Annotated in this window: 8 protein-coding genes; 6 read left to right on the top strand and 2 right to left on the bottom strand. The window is 49.6% G+C overall.

Annotated features, from left to right (window positions below):
* Positions 1 to 138: 138 nt before the first annotated feature.
* Both nirD and nirB read right to left on the bottom strand, forming a co-directional pair.
* Complete coding sequence (gene nirD, locus ACYVEA_RS28030) at positions 139 to 492, bottom strand: nitrite reductase small subunit NirD (protein WP_461116730.1); 354 nt, start codon at positions 490 to 492, stop codon at positions 139 to 141.
* 102 nt (positions 493 to 594) lie between these two features.
* On the bottom strand, positions 595 to 3114 hold the full coding sequence (gene nirB, locus ACYVEA_RS28025) for a nitrite reductase large subunit NirB (RefSeq protein WP_461116729.1): 2520 nt from the start codon (positions 3112 to 3114) through the stop codon (positions 595 to 597).
* A 277-nt stretch (positions 3115 to 3391) separates the two neighbouring features.
* On the opposite strand from nirB, the gene cobA reads away from it, so the two are divergent.
* The 6 genes from cobA to ACYVEA_RS27995 all read left to right on the top strand — a co-directional run bounded on the left by cobA (position 3392) and on the right by ACYVEA_RS27995 (position 13109).
* The gene (gene cobA, locus ACYVEA_RS28020) at positions 3392 to 4150 is read left to right on the top strand and encodes a uroporphyrinogen-III C-methyltransferase (protein ID WP_461116728.1); all 759 of its coding nucleotides are present in this window, start codon (positions 3392 to 3394) and stop codon (positions 4148 to 4150) included.
* Between the two features lie 394 nt (positions 4151 to 4544).
* Entirely contained in the window at positions 4545 to 6041 is a 1497-nt protein-coding gene (locus tag ACYVEA_RS28015) for an alginate export family protein (RefSeq protein ID WP_461116812.1), read from the top strand.
* A 146-nt stretch (positions 6042 to 6187) separates the two neighbouring features.
* Positions 6188 to 7489, top strand: coding sequence for a NarK family nitrate/nitrite MFS transporter (locus tag ACYVEA_RS28010; RefSeq protein ID WP_461116727.1), 1302 nt, complete (start codon positions 6188 to 6190; stop codon positions 7487 to 7489).
* Between the two features lie 99 nt (positions 7490 to 7588).
* Positions 7589 to 11113: a molybdopterin-dependent oxidoreductase gene (locus tag ACYVEA_RS28005; protein ID WP_461116726.1), complete on the top strand. Its 3525-nt coding sequence runs from the start codon at positions 7589 to 7591 to the stop codon at positions 11111 to 11113.
* 69 nt (positions 11114 to 11182) lie between these two features.
* On the top strand, positions 11183 to 12640 hold the full coding sequence (locus ACYVEA_RS28000; RefSeq protein WP_461116725.1) for a rubredoxin: 1458 nt from the start codon (positions 11183 to 11185) through the stop codon (positions 12638 to 12640).
* Between the two features lie 73 nt (positions 12641 to 12713).
* Complete coding sequence (locus ACYVEA_RS27995) at positions 12714 to 13109, top strand: hypothetical protein (RefSeq protein ID WP_461116724.1); 396 nt, start codon at positions 12714 to 12716, stop codon at positions 13107 to 13109.
* Positions 13110 to 13152 lie beyond the last annotated feature (43 nt).

The raw sequence follows: 13152 nt of genomic DNA, 5'->3' as shown, positions 1-13152 counted from the left end.
AAAAAATAGGTTTGTCATGCTGGAACGCCAGCCCGGTGACGAAGGAAGCATCTTAACGTATACTTACCTATAAGCAGGTGTACGTTGAGGTGCTGCCTGCGTCACCGGGCTGGCGTTCCAGTATGACAAAAAATAGGCTTATAGGCCCACATATACAATTCCTTCACTTACTTTGACCGGATAGGTATTGATCTGATACGTATCATCATTCAAACACTTACCCGTTTCGAGCGAAAACGTGCGCTTATGGAATGGGCAAGCTACTTTGGGTTCACCGCCCTGACTCCCAATCATTCCTCGCCCGAGAGCCATCTGCTGCCGATGTGGGCATTCGTTGTCAGTGGCATACCATTCGCCCCGTCGGGTAAAGTTAAATATAGCCACTTGTTGTCCATTAATGAGGACGCAGGCTCCGCCATTTTCGGGAATATCGTTTACCTGACACGCTACGTGCCAAATATGTTTGTCTGTATTTATAGCAAGCGTTTCCATTGATTTGTGCTGGTTGAACCCCCAACCCCCTAAAGGGGGCTAAAACCTCCGGATGGAAAGCCCCCTTTAGGGGGTTGGGGGTTTTTGAATTATTATGACAAATTACACCCATTCCTTCGCACGGACCTGATCGCGCATCGGCTCGAAGCCTACGGTAGGATCTTTTACTTCGGGAGCATTCACAAAGTGGGTAAAACGTTTGCGGAGTTCTGGACTCTCGACCACTTCTTTCCATTCGCATTTGAACGTATCGACAATCAACTGCATTTCCCGTTCCAGGTCATCGCCAATGCCCAATACGTCGTCAACTACAACGGCTTTGAGGTAAGTTATGCCACCTTCCATTTTGTTGAGCCAGGTAGCGGTGCGGGCGAGCGGATCAGCCGTTTTTACGTAGAACATCAGAAAACGGTCGAGCAACCGGATGCAGGTTTCTTTGTCGACATCGGACGCCAACAACTGCGCATGTTGTGGTTTAGTGCCGCCGTTGCCGCATACGTATACGTTCCAGCCTTTTTCGGTGGCGATGATGCCAAAATCCTTGCTCTGGGCTTCGGCACATTCACGCGTGCAGCCCGATACGCCCGACTTAAGCTTGTGGGGTGACCGAAGGCCTTTATACCGCTCTTCGAGTTCAATTGCGAACGAAACCGAATCTTGAACACCATAGCGGCACCATGTGCTGCCTACGCAGCTTTTCACGGTACGTAGTGATTTGCCGTAAGCATGACCACTTTCGAAGCCGGCGTTAATCAATTCTTCCCAAATTTTGGGCAGATCACCCACGTGCGCTCCGAACAGATCGATACGTTGGCCACCCGTAATTTTCGTATAAAGGCCGTATTTCTGACCTACCTGGCCGAGTACGATCAATTTTTCGGGTGTGATTTCACCGCCCGGAATGCGTGGAACAACCGAATAGGTGCCGCCTTTCTGAATATTGGCCAAAAATCGGTCATTTGAATCCTGAATAGGAGCGAGGTCTTTTTTTAGAATATTCTCGTTCCAGAGCCCCGCCAGAATGGAGGCAACCGCGGGTTTACACACTTCGCAGCCATCGCCATGCCCGAACTGGTCCAACACGGTTCCGTAGGTTGTCAATCGATTCATTTTTACTAAATCGAGCAACTCCTGGCGGGTATAATCGAAGTGCTCGCAGATGATGTTGCGGATATAAACACCCTTCTCTTTCATCACGCCCTGAATCAGGTCTTTCACCATCGGTGTACAACCTCCACAACCGGTACAGGCCTTGGTCGCCTTCTTCAGTTTATCAACTGTGTCGTTACCATTTTCGCCGATTTCGTGGCAGAGCATGGCTTTGGTAATGGCTTCGCAGGAACAAATTAAGGCATCGTCGGGAAGGCTCATTAATCCCGCACCCGCTTCTTCGCCACCCCGCGAACCTAAAATGATATCTTCAGGATCGGGAGGCAGAATGGTTTTATTTTTGCAGGTCTGCAACAGCATATTATACTGCTCTGCATCGCCCACCAGAATCCCGCCCAACAGGTGTTTGCCATCGGTTGATACGTTGATCCTTTTATAAACGCCTTTCGCTTTATTCTCATAAACGATAGTTCGGCAATTAGGCTCTGCAGCAAAAGGATCGCCGAAACTCGCTACGTCGGTACCGATCAGCTTGAGCTTGGTCGACATATCGAAGGGCTTGAACTCTTTGGTTTCACCCATTAACTGCGACGCCACAACCTCGGCCATTTCATAACCCGGTGCCACCAGTCCATAAATCATATGGTGAGCTACGGCACATTCGCCGATGGCGAAAATGGACGGGTCGGATGTTTGCAGGTAATTATCGACTAGAATGCCCCCGCGCGGGTGCGTATCGATTCCGGCTGATTTCGCCAGTTCGTCGCGCGGACGAATCCCGGCCGAGATAACCAGCATATCAACTTCTAAATGCGAACCATCGGCAAACTGCATACCCGTGATACAATCGTCGCCGGTAATTTCCTGCGTACTTTTCGAGAGGTGAATATTCAGCCCCAGCGATTCCAGTTGCCGTTGCAGAATGCCAGAGCCTGCGTCGTCAATCTGCCGGGGCATCAGACGCGGAGCGAATTCCACTACGTGTGCTTCGTCCAGACCTAAATCCAGCAATGCTTTGGCCGCTTCCAACCCCAATAATCCACCGCCCAAAACTGCCCCCTTACGCGCGGTACGTGCGTACGATTGAATAAGCTCAAGGTCTTCGATGGTCCGGTAAACAAAAACGCCGTCTTTCTCAACGCCAGCGACCGACGGCACAAAAGCGCCCGAGCCAGTAGCCATAATCAGGTAGTCATAAGGTACTACCACGCCGTGGTGCGAACGTACTTCTTTCCGCTCCCGATCAATGTCGACCACCGGATCGGTCAGATAGAGTTTAATGCCGTTCTCGGCATACCACTCAGTGGGAGCAAGGGTTAAATCCTCCGCTGTTTTACCCGCAAAATAGGCGCTCAAATGAACGCGATCGTAGGCTACACGCGGTTCTTCCCCAAAAACCGTCAATGTAAAGCGTCCACTATTTTTTTCTTTGGCTACTAATTTTTCGCAGAATTTGTAGCCTACCATGCCATTGCCAATGACGACGACATGCTTGTTTGTGTTTGTGTTCATAGTTAATGGTAACTATAATATTGTGAAAACACCGTTTAATTATTGTATTTATCTAATAAAACAGCCCTATTTCCCCCGATAAGGATATGTCAAAATTAAAAGGCATTTTTCTTAATTCCTAACTTTATATTCGGTTAATGGTTGATATTGAAACATATATTTTTGAAAAACACTTGTTTTTAAGAATTTTGACCCTAATTTTGAAGGGCAAATGAGAAATAGTGGTAATTCAGTATAATAGTATAATACCACTATAATTGACTAACTCAGTAACTATATGCAGCCAAAGCTAACACTCGTGGGGGCGGGTCCCGGCGACGGCGAATTGATCACCTTGAAAGGGATCAGGGCGCTCCGACAAGCTGACGTCGTTTTATACGACGACCTTGCTAATGACTCATTACTGGACTTTGCTCCTAAACAGGCGCTGAAAACCTACGTAGGAAAACGGGCTGGAAAAGCCTCGTTTACGCAGGAAGAAATCAATACCTTAATCGTACGACTGGCGCAGGAACATGGCCACGTGGTTCGGCTCAAAGGGGGCGATCCATACGTATTTGGGCGCGGGTTCGAAGAGTACGATTATGCGAGGCAGTACGGCATCCAGTGCGACGTAGTACCCGGCGTTTCGAGTTGTATTGCAGTTCCGGCTTCACAGGGTATTCCGGTTACGAGCCGGGGTGTGAGCGAAAGTTTCTGGGTCATTACGGGTACGACACGTAACGGCGAACTCTCTGACGATTTGCGTCTGGCGGTTCAGTCGAAAGCGACGGTTATTGTACTGATGGGCCTTGGTAAAGTAAATGAGATATGCGCCATGTATTGCCAGGCCGGACGCGGCCATGTGCCAATGGCGGTTGTGCAGAACGGGACGCGTGCCGATGAGCAAAGCGTAATTGGTCAGGTCTGGAATATTCCGCAGTTGGTGGCAGAGCAAGGCGTGGGGGCGCCCGCTGTGCTGATCATTGGGGAAGTCGTTTCGTTGCATCCGTCCTATCTGGCGGAGTGCCTACGTAGCGTTTCCGTGGCCTACTAAAACGGTTTTCGGTATTTGGTTTTCGGTGGCTGGCGCGTTAGAATTCATGCGTAAGCCTACCGTAAACTAAATACCGAAAACCATAAAAAAAGCCGATCCGGTGTGGGGGCACCTTTGGACCGGCTAAACAGGGTTTGTCTATGCGAAAAACACAAACGCTTCAAAGAAAATGAAAAAACATACGTAAAGCAAATCTGCCTTTCGTTCCGGTTGGCCTATCGATTCTACTGAATCGCCGAATTATCTTCTGCCAACGCGCGCTTCTTCGTTCACTACTTGCCTGACTTATACCACGTTTGCGTGGATTGGGAGGCTATTGTCGACACTATTCATTTTCTATTCTTAATCACCAATCATGATGAAATCTTACCTCGTGCGATTATCGCTTTTGGGTATGTTTATACTAGGACTACAGCCGCTGGTTAAGGCTCAGTTTTCCTTAATTGGTCAGCTTCGTACACGTACCGAACTACGTAACGGCGTCGCTAATCTGCCTGTGAAAGGCGCTTCATCGGCTGCGTTCACGTCGCAACGGGCTCGCCTGACGTTTGGCTATAAAATGGACCGCGTTACGTTCGGTCTCGCCATTCAGGACGTGCGCGTCTGGGGGCAGGATGCTTCGACCATTTCCAACGCCGATGGCAACAAGCTGATGGTTCACGAAGCCTGGGCCGATATCACGCTTCTGAATCGGGCGGATACGACCATTTCAACCAAATTCATTGACTATTTATCGCTGAAAATCGGTCGTCAGGAAATGGTTTACGACGATTCTCGCCTGATCGGGAATCTGGACTGGCTGCAACAGGGACGTCGGTTTGATGCGGCTTTATTGAAAGCGCAACACAAAGGCTGGGCGCTGGATTTAGGCGTTGGTTTTAATCAGAATACGGATGCGTTTGGCGTCGCCGGTACGTATTATACGCCCGCTAACGTACCCACATCGGCCTTATCGACCCAAAACGTTACGTTGGCAATACCGTCTGGTTTCCTGCCAACGACAGGTAAAGGTGGTGCGCCCGTTGTTACGAATGCCGTGAGTACAAACGGGCAGAATCAGCAGTTCAAATCGTTTCAGATGGCGTACCTGACGCGCAAGTTCAAGGCGACGAAGGTTTCGGCGCTGGTGTTCAAGGATGATTTTCAGAAATATAGAATCGACTCAATTGGCTCTGCTACCGCCGGTTACGTATATGGGCGACGTTACGACGTAACGGGAACAAATTCGCGCGTTACGTATGGCGCGTTGCTGACCGGGCAATTGGGCGTTCCGGCTAAACCAACCCAGGTTCTCTGGCAGGCGTTTGGATATTGGCAGAGCGGCAAAGATCGCGACGGCCTTCAAATCAAAAGTGCCCACCATTACGGCGCTAACCTGATGATTCAGAACGGTCCGCTCAGCGCCGGACCGGGTTACGAAATCCTGTCGGGGAATAACGATGCAACTATCCAGGCTGGCCAAACCAGCCGTTTCGATCCGCTATACGGTACGCCACATAAATTCTGGGGCTTGATGGATTACTTCTATGCGGGTACGGGGTCGCCATCGGGTGGGTTGAAAGATGCGTATCTGAAGTTCAAATACACGGGCAAACGCCTGACCACTACGTTCGATGTGCACTATTTCGCGCTGGCCATCACGACGTTCAACAAAATGCCTGATGCGGCTCCAGCCACCCCACTGGCCTCCAAATTGGGCATGGAATATGACCTGATCGCAAATTATTCCCTCAACAAATTCACGACGGTTGAGGCTGGCTACGCGATCATGAACGGCACCAATACGCTAGAATACACCAAGCAGGGCACCATGAACCAGAAAGACAAAATCGGCACGTGGGCTTATCTGATGATCAACATTCGCCCGGATTTTTTCGCGACTAAAAAATAACGATAACGTAGCAAACACCCCTAAACCCCCTGAAGGGGACTTGGCTCACTATCGAGTAGGCCCCTTTAGGGGATTTAGGGATGTTTCTAGCATGACAAAAGCCATCAAACAACATTTCACCCGGGACTTTCTAAACGCACATAATCATGAATGCAACAATTAATAAGCCTCTCGAAAAACTTAACATACTCAGTTTTAAAGGTATCCAGATGCGTACCTTCCACATTACGTGGTTGACTTTCTTCGTCTGCTTCTTCGGCTGGTTTGGGCTGGCGCCACTGATGCCCGCCATCCGTGCTGATCTGGGCCTGACGAAACCTCAAATTGGAAATATCATCATCGCGGCTGTGTCGGCGACCATTTTTGCGCGATTGATTGTGGGTAAATTATGCGATACGTGGGGCCCGCGCAAAACATACACGGCGCTGCTTGTTCTGGGATCATTACCGGTCATGTTTGTCGGTTTAGCGCACGATTACACTACATTCCTGCTGTTCCGATTGGCGATTGGCACCATTGGCGCATCGTTCGTGATTACGCAGTTCCATACGTCGATGATGTTTGCCCCGAAAATCAAAGGCACGGCCAATGCTGTTGCCGGTGGCTGGGGGAATCTGGGCGGTGGGATTACACAACTGGCAATGCCTGTAATCATGGCGATGATCGTTGGATTTGGCTATACGAAGCCCGAAGCCTGGCGTCTGGCGATGATTTTTCCGGGTGTTCTGATGCTCATCATGGCCTTTGTGTATTTCCGTTTCACGAAAGACACGCCAAACGGAAATTATGATGAAATCGAGCGGACAACTGAAACGGGCGAGAAGGTAAGTTTCTGGAAAGCCTGCGCCGATATTCGCGTGTGGGCACTGGCACTGGCCTATGCCTGCTGCTTTGGCATGGAAATTACGTTCGATGGCGTGGCTGCACTCTACTTCTTCGACAATTTCAAGATGGAAGAAACGCAGGCCGGTTTTTGGGCGATGCTATTCGGTGGTATGAACATTTTTGCCCGGGCACTTGGCGGAATCGTAGCTGATAAAGTGGGTAATAAATATGGTATGCGGGGCAAAGGGGTTCTCCTGGCCGGTATGCTGCTGCTGGAAGGCGTTGGTATCATGCTGTTCGCACAGGCGGGTAACCTGCCGATGGCAATTCTGGCGATGATCACCTTCGCGCTGTTCCTGAAAATGTCGAATGGTAGTACGTATGCGATTGTGCCGTTTGTCAATCCGAAAGCGGTAGGTGTTATCTCGGGTGTTGTGGGCGCGGGTGGCAATGTGGGTGGTATGCTGATGGGATTCCTGTTCAAATCGCAGTCCATTACGTATGGACAGGCATTTCTTTACATCGGCTGCATTGTGGCCGTTATCGGCGTGTTATTATTCTTGGTCAACTTCGGCAAAGAAGTCGTAGTCGAACCCGCCGAAGCCGAATTGCAAACAGCTTGATAAATAATGAAGAGTGAAGAATGAAAAGTGAAGAATAAATACTGACCGAAAACCTTTTTATTCTTCACTTTTCATCCTTCACTCTTCACTCAAAAAGACATGACTCACCAAACTACCTGTTGTTATTGTGGCGTTGGCTGTGGAATCGTAGTCAAACAGGAGCAGAACGGGCAATTGAGCCTGGAAGGTGATACCCAGCACCCTTCAAACAAGGGCATGCTTTGCTCGAAGGGAATGAATTTGCATTACACCGTCATGGATCAGTCGGACCGACTGCTATATCCACAAATGCGGCTCAACCGATCCATGCCCAGGCAGCGGGTGAGCTGGGATGCGGCTCTGGAACGTACGGCGGCCGTTTTCAAAACATTTATTCAGAAATACGGTCCTGATTCCGTTGCGTTCTACGTATCGGGGCAATGCCTGACCGAAGAATATTACCTGGTCAATAAGCTCATAAAAGGGTTTATTGGCTCGAACAACATCGACACGAATTCCCGGCTTTGCATGAGTTCGGCGGTGGTGGGCTACAAGCTATCGCTGGGCGAAGATTCGGTGCCGGTTTGTTATGACGATATTGAAGAAGCCGATCTGTTTTTTGTCGAAGGGGCAAATCCGGCCTGGTGCCACCCCATTCTTTGGCGACGTATCGAAGCGCACAAAGCGGCTAATCCAAACGTCAAAATTATTTGTATTGACCCCCGGAAGACCGACACGGCCCGCTCGTCGGATCTGCATTTGCCGTTACGTCCCGGCACCGACATTGTGCTCAACAATGCCATCGGGAGACTGTTAATTGAGAACGGTGACATTGATATCGACTTCATTACGAATCATGCCGACGGTTTTACGGCCTATCGGGATCAGGTCATGATCCGTTCGGTAGAGGAAGCTGCCGAAATCTGTGGAGTTCCTACAAACGATATTCGCACGGCCGCTGAATGGATTGGTCGCTCGAAAGGGTTTCTGTCTCTCTGGACGATGGGCCTGAATCAGTCGGTGATTGGCGTAAATAAAAACCTGTCGCTGATTAACCTGCACCTGATTACAGGACGTATCGGTAAACCCGGCAACGGCCCCTTTTCACTCACCGGTCAACCCAACGCTATGGGCGGACGCGAAACCGGCGGCCTGGCGAACATTCTCCCCGCCCACCGCGACGTAACGAATGCCGTCCATCGCGCCGAAGTAGAAGCATTCTGGAACAGCCCGGTCAAGATTGCTTCTAAACCTGGCCTGACCGCCACCGAAATGTTCGAGGCACTAGCGGATGACCGATTGAAAGCTATCTGGATTATCAACACCAATCCGTTGGTGAGTATGCCGGATTTGAATGCCACCGAGAAAGCGTTGAAAAATGCCCGTTTCGTCGTCGTCCAGGACATATCAAATTGGGCTGACACGGTGCAGTTTGCCGACGTAGTGCTTCCGGCAGCCGCCTGGCTCGAAAAAGAAGGCACCATGACCAACGCCGAGCGTCGAATCGCATATTTGCCTAAAGTACTGGATGCCCCCGGCGAAGCGCTTCCCGATGCCGAAATCATCTGGCGATTTGCGCAGAAAATGGGCTTCAGCGCGGATTTTAACTATACGAACGCATCCGAGGTCTATCAGGAATACACCCGAATTACGGCCGGAACGAACGTCGATGTAACGGGTGTGAGCTATGATTTGTTGAAAAAGAAACGTACAATCCAATGGCCCTATCCGGCAAGGAGCGAGGGGCAGGGAGCAGGAGAAACGGGTACGAAACGGCTGTTTACCGACCATAAATTTTACACTGCAAATCAACGGGCCCAGATTTACGCCGTGCCCGACGAGAATACATCCGAACCAATTGATGAGGATTTTCCGCTTGTCTTAACCACGGGTCGCATTCGTGACCAGTGGCATACCATGACCAAAACAGGGCGGGTTGCCAAATTGAATCAACATGTTCCGCAACCGCTTCTGCAAATTCATCCCGACGATGCCAAAGCGCGGAATATTCAGGAGGGGCAGCTAGTGAACGTGCGCGGGCGACGCGGAGAAGTACGGGTAAAGGCGCAACTGACTGAGGATGTGCGGCCAGGCTTGTGTTTCCTGCCCATGCACTGGGGCAAGCGACTGAACAGCAATCTAAACCGGGCCAATAACCTGACGAGTTCGCTCGTTGACCCGCGCTCGAAAGAACCCGATTTTAAGTTCTCGGCGGTTGAGGTTGTCGCGTATCGGAAACCCGTTGAGAAAATTATCATTATCGGCGCTGGTTCGGCTGGTTTGGGCTTTATCAATACGTATCGGACGTTGAATTCAGACGATGAAATCCACGTCTTTTCCAAAGAGATTTATCCGTTTTACAACCGGGTCTTGTTGCCCGACTACATTAGTGGCGAGCAGACGTGGGAACAGCTTGTTAAACTGCGTGAAGATCAGTTTGACGAGGCTAACATAATCGTTCACAAAGGAATAGGAATTGAGCATATCGACCGAAAGGCTAAAGTGGTAACCGATAGTAATGGCGTTGAACATCAGTACGATAAGATTCTGATCGGTACGGGCAGCCGGGCGTTTATGCCCAAAGGCGTACCGCGACTGCCGGGAATTTTCAATATGCGTTCCCGACTCGATGCTGACGCATTAAAGCCGTTTCTGGATGTTGATGCGCCACAAGCCGTGGTTGTCGGAGGGGGATTGCTGGGACTGGAACTGGCGGCTTCGCTCCGTCAGATTGGCGTTCGAGTGGCGCTGATTCATCGGTCGGGGCGTTTTATGGAACGCCAGCTTGATCCACTCGCCAGCGAACTGCTTTACCTTGAATTGCTAGATCGGGGAATCGATGTGTATTTTAACGAAGAGGTTCAGACGTTTGCCGGAACCGCCCGGCTGGAAGGTGTTACGTTAAAATCGGGTCGGAAGCTTCCCTGTCAGGTAGTCGTGATGGCTATCGGGACGGAACCAAATATCGAACTGGCACGTACCGCCGGACTTACCTGCAACCGGGGTATCGTTGTCAACGACTACTTACAAACCTCTGACCCTGACATCTTTGCGGCTGGCGAAGTGGCGCAGTGGAATGGTCAGATGTGGGGCGTTACATTAGCCGCTGAACAACAGGCCGAAACCGTCGCTCGCTATTGGGCCGGTGATATTTCACAACCGTATCGCGGGAGTTTATCGATGAACATCCTGAAAATGGAAGGCTTACATCTGTGCAGCATTGGCATCGCTGAAGTACCGCCGAATGATACCAGTTACGAAGAAATCATCTTCATCGACAAAGCGAAACGCTATTATAAGAAGTGCATCGTCCACGGCGACAAGCTGGTCGGCGCGATACTGGTGGGTGATAAAAATGAATTTGCCGACTTCCGCAACTTGATTGCAAACGGCATTGAACTGTCCGACAAACGGCTTGGGCTCTTACGGGCGAACAAAAAAGTTGATCCCGTAGAAGGGAAGCTCGTTTGTTCCTGCAACACGGTTGGTCAGGGAAATCTGGAACGAGCGATTCAGGCTGGTTGTACGGATTTTCAGCAACTCTGTCAGAAAACCGGCGCCGGAACCGGCTGCGGTTCGTGTCGACCGGAAGTGCGGAGTATTTTAGAGAAAATGGCTTTGATTAGTGAAGAATTAAGAGTGTAGAATGAAGAATAAAAAAGAAGTCTCTACAGGTTTTTATTCTTCATTCTACACTCTTAATTCTCCCCTAATATGCGCGATTACTATACCATAAAAGTCAACCTGCCTGCCGGGATTGTGTCGCCTGGTAGGTTGCAGACGGTGTTAAAACTGGCCTACGACGCTAAAGTACGAACGGTCCGGTTTGGGGCACGTCAACAATTGTTGATGACCGTGCATTATGAAGACATGCGCTTTCTGGAAAAAGACCTGAAACATCACCAGATAGGCTATGAAGTAAATACCGATTTACATCCCAATATAATCAGCTCGTATTGTGGAGAGGATGTGTTCCGAACGGGGGCGTGGTTACGCGAGAGTGAATACCATACTGTATTGGATCAGTTTGATTATCAGCCTCGATTGAAAGTAAATCTGTCGGATTCTAACCAGAGCTTTACGCCTTTTTTTACCGGAAACCTTAATTTCATTGCCTCAGCAGATCCGCATTTCTGGCATCTCTACGTTCGTCCGAAGGAAAGTAATACGTTATTCCGCTGGCCGGAGATGATTTATACGAATGACCTTGGCCGACTTGCAAAAGCTATTGAAGAGGCAATGCTTGATCAGTGCCACCGCGACGAAGATACACTCTATAAAGCTGTTACGTCGGGGCAAATGTTCATTACACAGCCATCTACCCAGGAGGTTGAATTGCCGGAGTTTTCGCTACCCTATTACGAAGGATTTAACCGCTACGGGGAGCGTTCATGGCTCGGCCTCTACCGTCGGGACGAACAGTTTTCGATTGCGTTTTTACTGGATGTCTGTGCCTTGTGCTTGAAAACACGTATTGGTGAATTATGCACGACACCCTGGAAATCGCTTATTATTAAAGGAATAGAAGAAAAAGATCGTGCTACATGGTCCTATATCCTGGGAAAACATAATGTCAACGTTCGCCATGCCGCCAACGAATTAGCCTGGCAAACGGAAGACCATACCGACGAAGGAACACAGCTAAAACACTACGTGCTGCGGTATTTCGAAAAAAATGATACGCGTACGTTTGGCTTATGTTTTGGGGTACAAACGCGGCCTAAATCGGAAGTTTTTGGCTCCGTCCTCGTGCGAAAACGACCGTTGCTACGAGTTGGCCAATTAGCTCTGATTAGTGTATACGATCTGTATTTCACCGAAAACTTCAACCCGAATAGCCGGACGTATCACTTGTTTGAAAAGGGTCTGCTTAAACTGCACGTACCCAACCAGATAAACCGACTGTGCCGTAAATTCAGTACGCGCCGGTCGCAGGAAAGCGTGGACGTAAATCGAATGGAACCAGAAAAGCCGGAGCCAGTTTCTAACCGGCTAACTAGTATACATCAATGTCCGTATTGCTTCACCGTGTACGATGAACACTATGGAGACGTATTGAATGACATTCCGGCTGGAACGGCTTTCTATGACTTACCCGCTACGTATACTTGCTCAACCTGCGACGCGCCTAAGGAGGAATTCAGGGTGATGCAGGCAGAGTTTATAAATTAAATGCATCTTAAAGAGACTGGGTGACGTATTTAAGGGAGAAGGATATTTTCCGGAAAATTCCTATTATTAATGTGTGACTCGTCATACCAACGATCTTAAACAGCAAATCGAACGCATTTTGCATTGGGAACAATCGTCCCACTGGCGTTCGCGCGACTTTGTGCACCTAAGCGAACTCATATTTACCCATACGAATCAGCACGTTGACGCTCGTGATTTGCAATTATTTTGGACGTCTTCGTCCATTCCCTCACAATTCCTGTTGGATACACTTGCCTGCTACGCCGACTATGCGGACTGGGATGATTTCTGTAGGCGAAATTTTTATGGTGAAGTCGACGCCGATGATGAAATGACAACGCTTCATGCGCCGATGTGGGAAATCCCGATGAAGTGGGTGATTGTGATCTGCTGGTTCTCGGTGCTGGCGTCGATACTGGTGGCTATTTTGTTGGTCTTGAAGGGATAAACGATTCGCCATTGTCCAGCGTTATTGATCTGTATTTCTGATT

The sequence above is a fragment of the Spirosoma jeollabukense genome (genome assembly GCF_054777855.1).
This window is presented reverse-complemented; position numbering and strand designations above follow the sequence as displayed.

Coding starts and splice junctions, on each gene's coding strand:
- nirD (WP_461116730.1), bottom strand. CDS start 492: ATGGAAACGCTTGCTATAAATACAGACAAACATATTTGGCACGTAGCG.
- nirB (WP_461116729.1), bottom strand. CDS start 3,114: ATGAACACAAACACAAACAAGCATGTCGTCGTCATTGGCAATGGCATG.
- cobA (WP_461116728.1), top strand. CDS start 3,392: ATGCAGCCAAAGCTAACACTCGTGGGGGCGGGTCCCGGCGACGGCGAA.
- ACYVEA_RS28015 (WP_461116812.1), top strand. CDS start 4,545: ATGTTTATACTAGGACTACAGCCGCTGGTTAAGGCTCAGTTTTCCTTA.
- ACYVEA_RS28010 (WP_461116727.1), top strand. CDS start 6,188: ATGAATGCAACAATTAATAAGCCTCTCGAAAAACTTAACATACTCAGT.
- ACYVEA_RS28005 (WP_461116726.1), top strand. CDS start 7,589: ATGACTCACCAAACTACCTGTTGTTATTGTGGCGTTGGCTGTGGAATC.
- ACYVEA_RS28000 (WP_461116725.1), top strand. CDS start 11,183: ATGCGCGATTACTATACCATAAAAGTCAACCTGCCTGCCGGGATTGTG.